The sequence below is a fragment of the Paenibacillus naphthalenovorans genome, from assembly GCF_001465255.1.
Lineage (GTDB): Bacteria > Bacillota > Bacilli > Paenibacillales > NBRC-103111 > Paenibacillus_G > Paenibacillus_G naphthalenovorans.
On the sequence record NZ_CP013652.1, the window covers coordinates 3,633,001 to 3,648,488 of the forward strand.

Annotated in this window: 16 protein-coding genes; 6 read left to right on the plus strand and 10 right to left on the minus strand. The window is 52.5% G+C overall.

Annotation, left to right across the window (positions count from 1 at the left end; genetic code table 11):
- Positions 1-24 precede the first annotated feature (24 nt).
- The 5 genes from IJ22_RS17840 to IJ22_RS17860 all read right to left on the minus strand — a co-directional run bounded on the left by IJ22_RS17840 (position 25) and on the right by IJ22_RS17860 (position 5,229).
- Positions 25-729 carry a glycerophosphodiester phosphodiesterase gene (locus IJ22_RS17840; RefSeq protein ID WP_062409788.1) on the minus strand — a complete coding sequence of 235 codons (705 nt, stop codon included), beginning with the start codon at positions 727-729 and terminating at the stop codon, positions 25-27.
- A gap of 108 nt (positions 730-837) precedes the next feature.
- The gene (locus IJ22_RS17845) at positions 838-1,683 is read right to left on the minus strand and encodes a carbohydrate ABC transporter permease (RefSeq protein ID WP_062409789.1); all 846 of its coding nucleotides are present in this window, start codon (positions 1,681-1,683) and stop codon (positions 838-840) included.
- On the minus strand, positions 1,673-2,638 hold the full coding sequence (locus IJ22_RS17850; protein WP_235594163.1) for a carbohydrate ABC transporter permease: 966 nt from the start codon (positions 2,636-2,638) through the stop codon (positions 1,673-1,675). Before IJ22_RS17850 ends, IJ22_RS17845 begins: the two co-directional genes overlap by 11 nt.
- Complete coding sequence (locus IJ22_RS17855) at positions 2,639-3,952, minus strand: ABC transporter substrate-binding protein (protein ID WP_062409790.1); 1,314 nt, start codon at positions 3,950-3,952, stop codon at positions 2,639-2,641.
- 281 nt (positions 3,953-4,233) lie between these two features.
- The gene (locus IJ22_RS17860; RefSeq protein ID WP_062409791.1) at positions 4,234-5,229 is read right to left on the minus strand and encodes a ComEC/Rec2 family competence protein; all 996 of its coding nucleotides are present in this window, start codon (positions 5,227-5,229) and stop codon (positions 4,234-4,236) included.
- Positions 5,230-5,548: 319 nt separating this feature from the next.
- On the opposite strand from IJ22_RS17860, the gene IJ22_RS17865 reads away from it, so the two are divergent.
- The 6 genes from IJ22_RS17865 (at position 5,549) to ssuD (ending at position 10,416) form a co-directional block, all read left to right on the plus strand.
- Positions 5,549-6,100: a TetR/AcrR family transcriptional regulator gene (locus tag IJ22_RS17865; RefSeq protein WP_054817497.1), complete on the plus strand. Its 552-nt coding sequence runs from the start codon at positions 5,549-5,551 to the stop codon at positions 6,098-6,100.
- Between the two features lie 94 nt (positions 6,101-6,194).
- The gene (locus IJ22_RS25810; protein ID WP_082660873.1) at positions 6,195-6,350 is read left to right on the plus strand and encodes an SMR family transporter; all 156 of its coding nucleotides are present in this window, start codon (positions 6,195-6,197) and stop codon (positions 6,348-6,350) included.
- A gap of 119 nt (positions 6,351-6,469) precedes the next feature.
- Positions 6,470-7,273, plus strand: coding sequence for an ABC transporter permease subunit (locus IJ22_RS17870; protein WP_062411044.1), 804 nt, complete (start codon positions 6,470-6,472; stop codon positions 7,271-7,273).
- Between the two features lie 23 nt (positions 7,274-7,296).
- Positions 7,297-8,367 carry a taurine ABC transporter substrate-binding protein gene (locus IJ22_RS17875; RefSeq protein WP_054817496.1) on the plus strand — a complete coding sequence of 357 codons (1,071 nt, stop codon included), beginning with the start codon at positions 7,297-7,299 and terminating at the stop codon, positions 8,365-8,367.
- Positions 8,368-8,401: 34 nt separating this feature from the next.
- A complete protein-coding gene (locus IJ22_RS17880) occupies positions 8,402-9,274 on the plus strand; it encodes an ABC transporter ATP-binding protein (RefSeq protein ID WP_082660875.1) in 873 nt (290 codons plus the stop codon).
- 11 nt (positions 9,275-9,285) lie between these two features.
- Positions 9,286-10,416: an FMNH2-dependent alkanesulfonate monooxygenase gene (gene ssuD, locus IJ22_RS17885; protein WP_062409792.1), complete on the plus strand. Its 1,131-nt coding sequence runs from the start codon at positions 9,286-9,288 to the stop codon at positions 10,414-10,416.
- A gap of 71 nt (positions 10,417-10,487) precedes the next feature.
- Here the strand turns inward: ssuD and IJ22_RS17890 are convergent, their stop codons facing one another.
- The 5 genes from IJ22_RS17890 to IJ22_RS17910 all read right to left on the minus strand — a co-directional run bounded on the left by IJ22_RS17890 (position 10,488) and on the right by IJ22_RS17910 (position 15,422).
- Positions 10,488-11,336: an SDR family oxidoreductase gene (locus tag IJ22_RS17890; protein ID WP_062409793.1), complete on the minus strand. Its 849-nt coding sequence runs from the start codon at positions 11,334-11,336 to the stop codon at positions 10,488-10,490.
- Complete coding sequence (gene uxuA / locus IJ22_RS17895) at positions 11,336-12,409, minus strand: mannonate dehydratase (RefSeq protein ID WP_054817495.1); 1,074 nt, start codon at positions 12,407-12,409, stop codon at positions 11,336-11,338. Before uxuA ends, IJ22_RS17890 begins: the two co-directional genes overlap by 1 nt.
- Before the next feature lie 94 nt (positions 12,410-12,503).
- The gene (locus IJ22_RS17900) at positions 12,504-13,607 is read right to left on the minus strand and encodes a type I phosphomannose isomerase catalytic subunit (RefSeq protein WP_062409794.1); all 1,104 of its coding nucleotides are present in this window, start codon (positions 13,605-13,607) and stop codon (positions 12,504-12,506) included.
- Between the two features lie 31 nt (positions 13,608-13,638).
- Positions 13,639-14,466, minus strand: a complete 828-nt coding sequence (locus tag IJ22_RS17905) for a carbohydrate ABC transporter permease (protein ID WP_062409795.1) — start codon at positions 14,464-14,466, stop codon at positions 13,639-13,641.
- A complete protein-coding gene (locus IJ22_RS17910) occupies positions 14,466-15,422 on the minus strand; it encodes a carbohydrate ABC transporter permease (RefSeq protein WP_054817492.1) in 957 nt (318 codons plus the stop codon). The genes IJ22_RS17905 and IJ22_RS17910 overlap by 1 nt, the downstream gene beginning before the upstream one ends.
- Between the last annotated feature and the right edge of the window lie 66 nt (positions 15,423-15,488).

The window sequence follows — 15,488 nt, forward strand, 5'->3', positions numbered from 1 at the left end:
GTCTCCGATGACATACCGGTAATGCTAAGCTTGCCTCAAAGCAGCCGCCCAGCCCTCCAAATTGTTCGTGCAGACCAGCAGGTCGGAATAAGCGGTCAAAGAGCTTAGCGTCTTCTCGTCGTCCGGTGTCCAGACGATCAATTGAACGTTCTCGGCCCGGCACATTTCCATATAGGCCTGTGTCAAAAAAACGTACTTCATCGACAAGTAACGGATGTTCCATTCCTTCATATACGGGAAAACCGCCGGAGCTGCACCATAAATAATCAGCCCCAAATCAAGCCCGTTATGCAGCTTGCGCGTCCGTTCGACGGCATAGTGGTCAAAAGAAGTCACAATAACCTGCTTCTCCATCCCGGTGCGCCGGATCACATCCACTGCCGCTTCTTCCAAGCCCGGATAAAAATCGCCGGTTTGCTTCAGCTCTATATCAACAATCATTCTGTCCTTGGCGAACAGCAACGCTTCTTCCAATGTCGGAATGCGCTCGCCATCCCCCGCATCCAGCTCGCGAAGCTCCTGAAGCGTATAAGACTTGACGAGTCCTTGCCCATTCGTTGTCCGATTGACGCTGGGGTCATGAATGACGACGGGAACCCCGTCGCGTGTCAGATGCACGTCAAGCTCCACGTGGGTAAAACCAAGCTCCAAAGCGGCTCGGAAGCCGCGTATTGTGTTTTCCGGGAATTTTAGAGGATATCCTCGATGGGCTAAGCCTCTGATTTCCATCCATCACTACCTCCATATTATGAACTATTCCATGATTCCGAAGCAGCCTTCCCCTGCCAGCCTACTACTACCTGTTACCATATCTCCCGAATTTGTGCCGCGGTATATTTATTTAAAGGTTGAATTGGCCATAGCGGCCACAATATGCTTTTGCATAAGCGAAAAGATAATCACAATAGGGATGATCGCCATCACACTCGCCGCCATGATGATATGAAACTCCATGGCTTCGTTGCCGGCGATGGAATCGCGCAGCATGGCAATCCCGACGGTCAATACACGCATCTCGTTGGAATTGGTCATGATTAACGGCCAGAAGTAGGAATTCCAGCCGGATATAAAAATGAGAACGCCCAGCGTCACAACGGTCGGAAGCGCCATAGGAAGCAGAATGCGGTACAGCAACCCGAACCGGCCGGCACCGTCGACGCGGGCCGCTTCCAATACATCGTTATTGAGGGACTTCAGCGCCTGACGAAGCAGAAAGATGCCGAATGCCGATGCGCCGTGCGGGACGATGAGCGCCCAATAGGTGTCCAGCCAGCCCAGCTTGGACATCATGACATATACGGGCACGAAGGTGACCTGATCCGGAACAATCATAGCTGCGAGCACGAGGAAAAACAAAGGCTCCCTTCCCGGAAAACGCCCCTTGGCAAAGGCGTACGCCGCCATGAGCGATACGTTCAATTGCAGCACCACCATCCCGAGGGACATGATGAGCGTGTTGCCGAAAAAACGCGCATAGGGAATCACCTGAAAGGCTGCCATATAATTTTCCCATGCGAACGATTGGGGCCATAATGTCGGAATGGCCGACCTCATTTCAAACTGGGTCTTCAAGGAGCTTACCAGCATCCAAAACACAGGAAAGAACATGAGCAAGGTCACGATGACCGCAGCTGCGGCTCTTACCGCGGCCGCGGCCGTCAGACGGTTTCGGCTACCCCTCATAATGCACCTTCTTTCGGCTGATCATCCATTGTACAAGAGTAAGCGCCAGAATCATCACAAACAAAATGATGACCAAGGCCATAGCCCGCCCTGTCTTGAATTCGTCGAACGCCATGGTGTAAATCCAGTAGACCAATGCGTTGGACGCCTTCAGCGGCCCTCCGTTCGTCATAATGTCTACCGATTGGAATACCTGCATGGATGAGATGAATGTCGTGATCACCAGAAATAATGTCATAGGCGACAGCAAAGGCAGCGTAATATGACGGAATAAATGGTACCGGCCGGCACCGTCGATGGACGCCGCCTCATAATATTCTGACGGTATGCCGCGCATACCGGCGATAAATAAAATCATCGCAAAGCCCGCGCCTTTCCACACGGAAACGGCCACAAGCGCGGGAAGCACCGTCTTTTGATCCACCAGCCAATTGACCGGCTCGAATCCAAGCATGCCTATGAGATAATTAAGCAAACCGTATTGATTGTTATAAATCCAAATAAATACCATCGCGGCTACGACCATCGATACATAATAGGGCAGAAAGATCACGCCGCGCATAAAAGCGTAAAAGCGGGAATTGGCCACATTAAACAGCAGCGCCAGCAGCAATCCGGCGCCCAGCGTGAACACGACGTCCATCCCGGTATAGATCATGGTGACCTTCAAAGATTGGTAAAAATCCTCACTGGTTAACAATCGGACATAATTGTCCGCCCCGACAAATTTTTTGATGGGACGGGTCATGTTCCAGTTTGTGAAGCTGATATAAATGGAATAGAAGAGCGGATAGTACAAAAAGAGACCTAAAAATCCCAATGCCGGCAAAGCAAACGAAAAATCCTTCAGGGCTTCTTGCCGTAGGGGACCGGATCGGCGGCGAGAGGAAGCGGCTTCCGTAACGGACGCCGCCTTCCCGCTGTGATGAGCATGCCATTCCTTCTTCATGTTCATTTACTCGAAATCCGCCAAGATATCGTTTATTTTGTTAGCGGCTTCCTTCATCAGGGGGACCGGGTCTTCATTGTTTAACGCCATTTTCCCCATCACTTCCAAATACTGCTTGCTGAATTCCGGATAAGCCGGATGCTGAAGGCGAGGGGTCACGCTGTCGAAATTATCGAATACCGCTTTATACTGCGGCCATCTTTTGAAATATTCGCTGCCCTCGTTCGAGGAAATCGCCGATTTGCGCGTCGGCAAATAGCCTACCGATTCAGCCCACTTAATATTGTGTTCGGAAGACGTCATAAACTCGATGAATTTCCAGGCGGCTTCCTTCTTTTTCGCATCCTCCTGCTCCATCATGACGATACCCGCTCCCCCGATATTGGAGGTGCGCTGTTTGTCACCCGGCAGGAACGATACGCCCACTTCAAACCCGGCATTTTCCCGATACATTTTCAGCATGGCGGACGTGTGCTGAACCATGGCGATCTGACCGTTCAGGAACATTTGCCGCATGTTGTCGGATGCCCCTTTTCCATATCCGATATGCATGTGCCCTTCATTTTTCCACTTATAGAATTTTTCGATATAGCGTAGTGACTCCGGTGTCTCCACAGCCGATTTTTTCATATCGGAGGTGAGGATCGTTCCTCCGCCGTTCACCAGCCACGGATCGTAGTACCAGGTATCCCAGCCCGGCACGGAGAAGGCATAGCGAACCGTCTTTCCATTCTCCTTCTGCGTCACCTTCTCGTTGAAGGCGTCAATGTCGCTCCACGTTTGCGGAGGCTGCACGCCCAGCTGATCCAGCAAGGTTTTGTTATACACGAATACGCTTGTGCTGACAATCAGAGGGAAGCCGTACTGCTTGTTGTTATATGCGTAAGCCTGCAGCATCCCTTTGGAGAAGTCATCCAACTGCACCTTGTCTCTTTGAATCCATGGCGTTAAATCGGCGAATACACCGCTGTTGGCAAAGTTCGGCAGGGAGGATACTTCCACGTTGGTAACGGCCGGCACGTCTCCCGCCGCAACGGCTGCCTGCAGCTTTTTATGGAGTTCGGCGTAAGCGCCTTGGAAAACGGGTTCTACCGTAATATGGGGATATTTCTTGCTAAACTCGGCGACCATGTAGTTCAAGCCTTCCATTTGGGCCTCGGCATGGGAGTGCCAGTATTGAATGGTTACCGGAGTAGTATCATCCTTCAACCCGTCATCCGCCTGAGCCGTTCCTTCCGTCGTTGTTCCGCCGGAGCAGGCAGCCAAGCTCGCCGCCAGTGTACCGGCTGCCATCGCTGTCATCCATTTTTTCATTTTCATGCCGCATTTCGGCTCCCTTCACTAGTAAAAATCATTGAAAATTAAAAAAGAGACTTCAAGAAACCCGACCAAAAGACAGACCACCCCCTACAAAATACATCGTAAGCAGCGCGCTTTTGGGTTTTCTCATCGTCTCCACCCGTCCGCTTCATTATGAAATTGTTTCCATATCCCGCTTGTAAGCATCAGGCATGGAGCTTTAAGCAGAATCTTGTGCTACCAACGGAATCAAGATTAATCCCAGTCTACTACCCGATTGTTATGAGAATGTTATGGTATTGTTATGGTTTTGTAATGTTTTGACGAGTTTGCTCGGGATACACGGTCACCTTTTCACCGTCGGACACAAACAAGACGTTTCCATTCAATCCGGTGCTGTATACCGTCGCGTTTTCCTTCTCATAGCGTTTAAGAATATCCAGGCTTTGCAAAACATTCGCGCTGATCATTACAATCTCCGGCCGAACGCTTCTAATAAACGGGCCGGACGAAGAGGTCATGTCTCCGTGATGCGGGGCGTGCAGCAGCTTGGCCTGCAGACGATCTCCATACTTCTCGACGAGAGCGTATTCCTGGTTTTTGTACAAGTCGCCTGTCAAAAGAATGCGGTTGCTCCCATGGGTAATCAGCAGCACCAGCGAATGATTATTCAGCTCCTCGGTTCCCCATTTTTCGAAAGACCCGGGCGTTGTGCCGACCGGAGGATTCAACACCTCGACCGTTACATCCGATGCCCACGAAAGCCGGTCTCCTTCAAGGAGCTTCGTCTGCGGAATGCGCTTATCCTCCAGCAGCTTCTGCACCTTCCTGTACGTTTCCGTATCGTGAGGAATTCCGTTGTGATAGTATGCCCCTACCGGTTTCGTCAGAAGAAGCGTGGTTAACCCGCCGATATGATCGATATGCGGATGGGTGCTGAGAACCGCATCAAGCTTATGGATGCCAAGCTTGTTAAGCCTCTCCTCGATTTGCGGTCCGGCGGATGGAATACCGGCATCGACAAGCAGCTGCCTGCCGTCAGGAGCCGTAAGCAGGATGGCGTCACCCGATTTTTCCCCGGCTTCCAGGTCAAAGTATCGGATGGCCAGTTTGTCTTGATGCAGTGACGTGTCATAAAACGCCGCTTTCTTTACCGGATTCGAAAACGATTCGCCTTCAGCCGCCCCCCCGCTTGTGCTCGGTTCGCCCGTACAGGACACGAACAGCAGCAAAGCCGTCACAGCCGCGATACCTGTCAGCTTCAATCGCCGGAACCGATTCTTTTTGTGCTCCATCATTCATCACCTCCTGCAACCAAATGAATATCCAAGCCTTGCACAGTACAAGCGGATAACGTTCTAAGGTTAACCTTCGATTGTTAGGACAGTGTTAATGGAGTGTAAAACATATCTTGGACCGCATGCGGAACCTTCCCGCATGAACGGACCGCTATAGAACGATAGGTAGCCAGGCATCTCTCGGGATTTCCCGCATCGGTTTCGAAGCGAATTCATTGAGCAGGCCGTATCTAATCCCTATTTTATATATAGGAATTATACGAATTTTGTATTGACGACTGTACCGTCCGGACAGTATAGTAAATTATGGAGGTGAGCCATGAACCGAAATTCGAAACGCACCACGATTTTGCAGGTAGCCTGCCGGCTGGTCAGAAAGTTGGGGGCTTCCCATCTGACGCTGGATGCCGTTGCCAAAGAGGCGGGCGTTAGCAAAGGCGGTCTGCTCTATCACTTTCCCACGAAAGAAGCGTTGATTCAGGCTGCCCTGGATGACTTTCTGGACCGGTTCGATTCGGACACGGATGAAGAAGCCGCCCGCAACACCGCGCTTAACAACCGGTGGGCGCAGGCGTATCTGATCAAGACGTTCGAGATCAGCAAGGAGGATCTGGAGATGAGTTTCGGTATTCTGGCGGCCGCCGCGAATCAACCCAATCTGCTTGAACCCATGCGGCAGCGGTACCTGCTCTGGCAAAGCCGGATGACGGAGGAATGCAAAGACCCGGTTGAAGCGACGGTTGCCCGGCTGGCGGCGGACGGATTATTCTTTTGCGAGCTGTTCGGGTTCGCTCCGCTCGACGATCAGCTTCGTTCCGAAGTGCTGGCCTACCTGCTGACCAAGGTGGAGAGCCGTGAACCGCAACCGTAGGGGGCGGCCGTACGTGTACTTTGGCGGGCTCGGGCGCCCGGACTGAAAGCTCCCACGGCTTTCCGGCGACGGTACCGGGGGGCCTCCCGCCGGTTTGCGCTGCAGGGAGCTGCGCCTTTACGCCAATCAGGCCTGTCTCCTCCCGATCGGTACGGCTTGCGCCGTATTCACAGGAATCGGCTCAGCCGGTTCCGTGGCGGCAGGCATCCTGCTGTTCCATGAAACATACAGCAAACGGAAGCTGTTCTAAACTAAGCGCCATCGCTGCGGGCATGATCGGACTGCGCCTTATTTCGTCATTTCGCCGTAAAAACCTACTATTTCAATCCGATTAATAAGATTCGAACGAAAGGATGTGATCGTGTGGCCATCAAAATCCGCCAATCCAACGGCCGCCGGTCGTCCCCGGGAAATGGCTTTTATCTCGCCATTTCCGCCTGCTCGGTCATCGCCGTCCTGCTGTTATGGTGGATAGCCAGCCGCCATGCGTGGGTGAACCCGCTGTTCCTTCCCTCCCCTTCGGAGGTATGGTCGGCATTCGCCGATATCGTCCATGAGGGTTACAAAGGATCGACCCTGCTTGCCCATATCGGCGCAAGCTTCCGGCGGATTTTCCTCGCCTTGATCCTGGTCTTCCTTACAGCGGTGCCGCTTGGGATTGTCTGCGGGAGAAATCGTCTGCTCCGCGCCATCTTCGATCCGTTCATCGAGTTTTACCGGCCGCTTCCGCCGCTTGCCTACTACTCGCTGCTGGTGCTCTGGTTCGGGATTCAGGACACGTCCAAAATTGTTCTGCTGTTCCTCGGCGGCTTCGCCCCGATGTTCATTGCCGCCGTGTACAGCACCCGCCGCATTCCCGTCGACCGGATCAACGGAGCCCGCTCGTTAGGCGCGAACGGACTCCGCCTGTACCTCTTTGTCATCTTCCCTTCCTGTCTGCCCGATCTGTTAACCGGCCTGCGGACGGCGGTCGGAGTAACCTACGCCACCCTCGTGGCGGCGGAAATGGTCGCAGCCGTTTCGGGCATCGGCTGGATGGTGCTGGATGCCAGCAAATATTTGCGAAGCGATATTATTTATGCCGTGATCATCATTATGGGCATCATTGCGATTCTCATCGATTCGGCGATAAGGCTGCTGATTCGGCGGGTATCCCCCTGGATTGAACAATAACAATGGATTAGGAGCGATTAACCATGAACCGATTCGTCAAAATATCTTCCCGTTTGTTCGCCGTTTCCCTCATTGCATCGCTGCTGCTGCTTATTGCCGCCTGCGGCGGCGGCACAAAGGAAACGACCGGTACCGGCGCCGCATCTGCCGGCGAACCCAACGCAGAGCTGCCCAAAGAAATCCGTATCGGCTACCAGGTATCCCCGAACGGCGAACTGATGGCCAAGGCTCTCGGACTCGCAGAGAAGAAATTTCCCGGCGTAAAAATTTCTTGGCTGAAGTTCGATTCCGGACGGGACGTCAATACCGCCATCGCCAGCGGAAGCATCGACTTTGGCCTGGTCGGTACACCGCCGGGCGCTTCGGGCATCGCCCAAGGGCTGCCGAACCAAATCTACTATATACATGACGTCATCGGAGAGAGCGAAGCGCTTGTCGTGCAGGAGAAATCCGGTATCCGGTCGCTGCAGGATTTGACAGGCAAAACCATCGCCACGACCTTCGGCTCCACCTCCCACTTCAGCCTGCTGTCGGCGCTGAAACAAGCCAATATCGATCCGGGGACGATCAAAATCATCGACATGCAGGCGCCGGATCTTCTTGCAGCCTGGCAGCGGGGAGACATCGACGGCGCTTATACCTGGCAGCCTGTTCAATCGAAGCTGCTGGCCGCAAGCGGCAAGGTCATCATCAACTCGAAAGAGGTTGCCGATCAAGGCGCACCGACCGGCGAATTCGGCGTCGTCCACAACGACTTTATCGCCAAATACCCGAACGTCGTCAAACAGTATATCGAAGTGCTTGACGAAGGAACAAAGTATTACCGCGACCACCCGAAGGAAGCGGCCGAGTCGCTGTCCAAAGAGCTTGGCCTGACGCCGGAGGAAACGCTCAAGGCGATGAACGAGATTACCGTGCTCGACGCCTCCCAGCAGACGGACGCCAAATATATGGGAACGCCGGAACAGCCGGGCGCATTCGGTGCGCTGCTGAAAGCAACGGCCGACTTCCTCGTTGAGCAGAAATCCATTAAAAGCGCGCCGGATGCCGATGTCTTCCAAAAGGCCATCCGCAGCGATCTGTATACCAAGTAACGCAACAATCCTATCTCGGAAAGGTGGCATGATCATGTGCGCATATGTTGAATCGCTAGCCGTTCCCGGCCTGACGGAACCCGGTCGACCGGCGTTATCCGCTTCTCCTCCAAAACCGGCGGACACGGCGGGGATCCGACTGACGGACATTGCGTTAACGTACCGTCAAGGCTCCACACCGCTGCATGTGCTTCAGGACATCAACCTTGCTCTGGAACCCGATGAGTTCGTTTGCGTGCTGGGGCCTTCGGGCTGCGGCAAGTCCTCCTTGCTGAACATTATCGCGGGCTATTTGGAACCGACCGACGGCTCGGTGCGCATCAACGGCGCGCTTCATACGAAGCCCGATCCGCAGGTTGGCGTCGTCTTTCAACACGCCAACCTCTTCCCGTGGCTGACCATTGCCGGAAACGTCGCATTCGGCCTGCGGATGGCCGGCGTCCGCCGGAAAGAGCGCAGGCGCATAGCCGCCGACTATCTGGCCCTGGTCGGATTGGAAGCGGCGGCCGACCTGCTGCCGCATCAGCTTTCCGGCGGTATGAAGCAGCGCGCCGCATTGGCGAGGACGCTGGCCGCGAAGCCCAGCATTGTACTGATGGATGAACCGTTCAGCGCGCTGGACGCCCTCACCCGGGAATCGATGCAGCTGCATTTACGCGACATTTGGCGGCGGACGCTTACATGCATGTTTTTCATTACCCACGATGTGGACGAAGCGCTTCTGCTGGGCCGTCGTATTTTGGTCATGCAGCCGGACCCCGGGCGGATCGTGCAGGACTTTGTCAATCCGCTGTTCCGGCGGGAAGGCGGCTTGTCGTTCAATGAACTGCGCGCCGACAAGGAATTTGCCGCATTACGGCAGCATTTGGTGTCCCTGATCGCAGGAGGCCGCACAGCACAATACTAGGAGGAATCGACGTGGAAATGTTTTGGTATTTGCCCACGATGGGCGATGGGAGGTATCTGGGCACCACGAAAGGCGCCAAAATCACGAATATGCACTATTTCCGCCAGATCGCGCAGGCGGTGGACCAGCTCGGTTATTCCGGAATGCTTGTTCCCACGGGACACGCCTGCGAAGACGGATGGGTCGTGGCTTCGGCGCTGATGCAGGCGACGGAGAAGCTGAAGTTTCTCGTTGCGGTCCGTCCAGGCGGTATTTCGGTAAGCATCGCCGCCCGGATGGCGGCGTCGTTCGAAAGGCTGTCGTCCGGACGGCTGCTGATCAATGTGGTGACCGGCGGCGATCCCGCCGAAATGAAGGGCGACGGCATCTTCCTCTCACACGGAGAGCGTTACGAAGCGACCGACGAATTCCTGACCGTATGGAAACGGCTGATGAGGGGCGAAACCGTTACCTTCCACGGAAAACATATCCGGGTGGAAGGGGCGAAACTGCAATACGTCCCTTTCAGCCGGCAGTCTCCGCCGCTCTTTATAGGCGCCTCTTCGGAGGCGGGCCATGCCGTGGCTGCCAAGCATATCGATACGTACCTGACGTGGGCCGAGACGCCCGCCATGGTAGCGGAAAAAATCGCCGATGTGAGAAGCCGCGCCCAAGCCCTCGGCCGCCGGATCAAATTCGGACTTCGCGTCCAGATTATTGTCCGCGAAACGGCGGAAGAAGCATGGGCGGCAGCCCGGAAGCTGATACAGTATGTGTCTGAAGAGGACGTTCGCGAGGCGCAGGCGATGCTCGACCGGTTCGATTCCGTCGGCCAGCGCCGCATGACCCAGCTCGTACGCGACAATCGGCACAAGCCGGAAGTCAGCCCGAATCTTTGGGCCGGAATCGGTCAGGTGAGAGGCGGCGTTGGAACCGCACTGGTCGGCAGCCCCGACGAAGTGGCGGAACGGCTGAAGGAATATGCGGCTCTTGGAATCGATACGTTTATCCTTTCCGGTTATCCGCATCTCGAAGAAGCGTACAGAATTTCGGAGCTGCTGTTCCCGAGATTGCCCGTCACGTATCCCCAACGGCCGAAGGAAACGGAATGGACGCCGATGGGCGAGCTGCTGGCGGAAAACATAAAGCCCAAATCATCTTGAACAAACAAAAGCCCCTCCCAACAAGAGGGGCTTTCCCGACATTTTCGGACAGCTTTCGCACCGCCTGATCATCAGACCCCTGAATACGCCATGAATCCGCCGTCTACCGGAATCGTAATTCCGGTTACGAAGCCCGACATCTGCTCATCGGCCAACCAGATCATCGTTCCCAGAAGATCTTCGGGAGATCCGAATCTCCGCATCGGGGTATGGGCCAAAATTTTATTCGATCTTTCCGTTAAAGACCCGTCTTCGTTGGTTAACAGCTTCCGGTTTTGTTCGGTCAGGAAAAAACCCGGAGCAATGGCATTGACGCGAATGCCCACATTCGCCATATGCACCGCCAACCATTGAGTCAGGTTGTCAATCGCGGCTTTGGCCGCACTGTAGGCAGGAACCTTGGTCATCGGGGACGGCGCGCTCATAGAGGACATATTAATGACCACCGCGCCTTTGCGGTTTATCATTTTCCTGGTGAAGATTTGTGTCGGAATGAGCGTACCCATTAAATTCAAATCAAAAACATATTCGAACCCTTCTTTGCTCAAATCAAAAAAAGTCGTGATTTCATGATTATCAATATCTTCCAATTTTAAGATTTCATTCGTCGTCGTTCCTTTGGGATGATTACCTCCCGCTCCGTTGATCAGGATGTCGCAAATGCCCAGCTCTTTCGAAATGATTTCCTCAGCCTTCTTTACGCTCTCCACATCCAATACGTTGCAGGGGACAGCTATGGCCGTACCGCCTGAATTTCTGATTTCCTGAGCCACCTTTCGGCCCTTTTCTTCATTCAGATTCAAAATGGCCACTTTGACGCCTTGTCGTCCAAGCTCTTTGGCCATGGCCCCGCACAGGACTCCGCTTCCACCGGTAACGACCGCGACTTTCCCTTGCAAATTGCTGTTCAACTGCAGCATTACGCTCTCTCCTTTTGCAGTCTGTCTAGTGTATCCCAGATTCCCCACAGGTACATGATGCCGAGAGCCCTGTCATAAAGCCCGTAGCCGGGACGGCACTCTTCATTCCAGATATGTCTGCCGTGGTCGGGTCTGGCATACCCGGTAAACCCGTTTTCATGATAAGCTTTGACGATATCATATATGTCTACCGAACCGTCCCGGGTTCGATGGGAAGTCTCAATAAAATCGCCGTTATCGTACACCCTTACATTGCGGATATGGGCGAATGGAATCCGGTCCGCGAACTCCCGAACCATCTCCGCTATATTATTGTTTGGATTCGCGCCCAAAGAACCGCTGCAAAGCGTGACGCCATGGTATGGATTATCGACAAGCTTTAACAGCCTTCTGATGTTCTCCCGATTGGTGATAATTCTCGGCAGTCCAAATACGGACCACGGCGGGTCGTCGGGGTGAATCGCCATACGGATGTAGTTCGCCTCGGCTACGGGAATAATCTGCTCCAGGAAATAGTGCAGGTTATTCCATAAATCTTCCTCCGTTACATGCTTATAGGCTTCGAATAATTGGGAAAGATAAGCTAATCTCTCCGGCTCCCAGCCCGGTATCGTAAACTTTGGATTGTCCGCAATTTGATGCACCAATTCCATCGGGTCTATCTGATCCAGCTTCGCCTTTTCATAGAAGAGGGCGGTGGAGCCATCCTCCAGCTCCTTGTACAAGTCGGTTCGTATCCAATCAAAAACCGGCATGAAATTATAGCAAATCACCTTTACACCAACGGACGCCAGCTTCTCTATCGTTTTTTTATAGTTTTCAATATACTGATCCCGGGTCGGAAGACCCAGCTTAATATCCTCATGAACATTCACGCTTTCCACGACATCGATGTTGAACCCATAGTGTTCGGCATGGTTTTTAACTTCAATGATTTTGTCCATGGGCCACTCTTCCCCGACGGGAACGTCATGAAGCGCCCATACGATACCCTCTACGCCGGGGATTTGTTTAATTTGGTCAAGAGAAACATGATCGTTTCCCTCGCCAAACCATCTGAATACCATTCTCACGCTTGCTCCTGCCTTTCAGTCATTATCGGGATTCCACACAGTAAACATGCACATCAGCTTTCCAACGGCCTCCAATCGGGCAGCAGCCCACATCTTATTCGGGAGGATAGCAAAGAATCACTTTCATCGGCTCCTTACCGGTATTGATCCAGTTCACTTGCTCAAGAACGGCAGGAAAAAAGATCTCGTCCGCTTGGCTGACGTCCTGGGCTTGCCCCCGGCAAACGATGGTTCCCGTGCCGGAAATCACAATAGCGATAGAAAATGTGCCGTTCCCTTCGACCTGCAGCTCGTCTAGAATCTCCAGCAAATGCATGCGGAACCGGTCTGTAGAGCTTTGATCTATGAGTGCGTACTCGCTTCCGCCGGCCAGCTGTCTGACTAAAGCCGGTTCTTTCTTCCATCGGCTCAATGTTTCCTGTTCGTCATAGGCTTCATAATGGAAGCATTCCAGCATCCGCTCAAAGCCTAACCCTTGATGGCAGGCGAAATCCGGCAGCGAATGGCCTCTGGGCGTCGTTCTTTCCACCCGCAAGGTGTAATCCGTAGGCTCTTGAATTTCGATTAAAAAGCATCCGCTCCCGATGGCATGCGGAACCCCGCCTTCCACAAGAAAGACATCGCCCGGCTGCACAGGAATTTTATGCAGCGCGCCGATCATGCCCGGAATATCCTGATCTTCAAAAAGCTGCTTCCATTTGGCCTGCGTCATTCCCGGTTTGAACCCGAGCAGCACATACGGATCTTCCCCGCCGATGGTGCGGCCTCCGAGAATATACCAGGCCTCCGTTTTGCCGAATACGGATTGGAAGGCGGATTGCGCGAATTCACGGTCCGGATGAACCTGAATCGTCAGCCTCTCCCCGGCGTCCAGAACTTTCACCAGCACCGCCGTTTCGGAACCATATTTCGCCGTATGCCGACGGCCTAAGATATCTTCCGGATTGGAACGGATGAGATCCTTTAAAGTGATGGACTTTCCATTCTCCAGTACAATCTCGCTTAATCCTTCCACCACTTCTTCTCTTCCTGCATTCGAAGCGATCACCGTCGAGGCTACCCATTCCTCGGGAAAAGAGCTGTCCGATGGATGGGAGCCGCCCTGCCACCGCTCCAGGCATTCCCCTCCGGCATATGTTCGCCAAACCCGGTTTCTCGATAATTTAAACGGCTTTAATTCGATCTGATTCGCAGCCACGCTTTTCACCACCTGCAAAGTCTAAAGGATTCTACTTCAGTCCGGTCATACTCACGCTTTCGATAATATATCTGCGCAAGAAGATAAACACTATGAAAATCGGCAAAACGGAAATCACTGCACCGGCTGAGATAATATTGAGCTCTATTCCGAATGAAGATTGCAGCATGGCCAGCCCAAGCTCCATCGTATAGTAGGTTTTCTTCCCCATGACAAGAAGCGGCCAAACGAAAGCATTCCATGCCTCGATGTAGGCAAAAATGGCCAGTGCGCTCATCGGAGATTTGCAAAGCGGAACAATAATTCTAACAAAAATTCCCCACTCCGACGCACCTTCCACTCTTGCGGATTCAATGATTTCATCGGGAATTTGTTGAATGATGTTTTGCCTCATGAAGAAGATCCCGAAGCTCATAATCAAATAAGGGATAAACAAGCTTTGGAAGGTATTGATTAAATCCAATTCCTTCATTTGCAAATAGAGCGGGATCATATAAATCTCAAAAGGGACGATCGCCGTTGCCAGAACGAGCGCAAACAAGAAGTTCTTGCCTTTGAACCGGAACTTGGCGAATATATATCCCGATAACGTCGAAGTAAAAACGATCGACGCCGCTGAGATCAAGGCCATGCCCAAGCTGTTTCTCAAGTACAGTGGAATTTCCACTTTACTAAACACCTCTGCAAAATTGTGCAGGTTCCATTGCTGCGGCCACATACTGGGCGGCCATTGGTTCAGTTCCGGAGCTGTTTTGAATGCCGTCAGAATCATCCAGATAAAAGGGATCAGCATGACGATCGAGCCCAGCATCAGAACGCTTCCCGCCAGTATGTTTTGTAAACGTACAGTACGAATCATCAGCTCAGCCCCTTCTTCGAGGACGTTCTTTCTTTAGCCAATCCCAATTGAATCAACGTTAAAGCGAGTACGATCAAGAATAAAATAACGGCTTCGGCAGAAGCATATCCCATTTTAAAGAAGCGGAATCCGTTCTCGATCATGTCGTACACAAGCACCCTTACCACATAACCCGGAGCGCCTTGCACGTCGGATGCCAGAATATAGATTTGACTAAATACATTGTAGCTGTGGATTAAGGTGATGACCGAGACAAACACCGTGATGGGCTTGAGAATCGGCACCGTAATGTGCCAAAACGCCTTAATCCCCGTCGCTCCGTCAATGGCAGCCGCTTCGTAGTATTCTTTGGAAATCCCTTTAAGCCCTACCATGAAAATGACCATATTGTACCCGAGCGTTTTCCATACGGTCAGCATAATGACCGAAACAATAGCCAGCTTGGGATCCAGCAGCCACGCTTTGGAGGAAATGCCGAAGAATGAAATAAAGTAGTTCATTAATCCATTGTTCGCATCCAGAATCCATTTCCAAATCACCGTCACCGGAACCATGGGTGCAATAAAGGGCAGGAAGTAGATGGCCTCATACCATGACTTGAACCGAACCTGGTTTAATATAAGCACGGCTAACATTAAAGCGAACGGTACGCTGAATAGAAAGACATTAAAAGCGATAATCGTCGTGTTTTTCAACGAGATCAGAAAGTTTTCATTCTGGAACAAGGTGATGTAGTTTTGCAAGCCGATAAACGGCTTCTTAGGAGAAACCATGTCCCATTGAAACAGACTCATATAGAACGTTTTGACAATAGGAATGAGACGGATATAAGTAAATAAGGCAAGGATCGGCAGCAATCCCAGGAAACAAAACCAAGTCGCTGATCTTGTCAGTTTATTGGAACGCTTCACACGTTTAGCCGGCGAACCTTCCGGTTTAATCGTTGTTGATGACAAGAGAACGATTCCCCTTCCATTAGGATATTGACAGATCCGGCCATACAATGACCGAATCTGCCAATT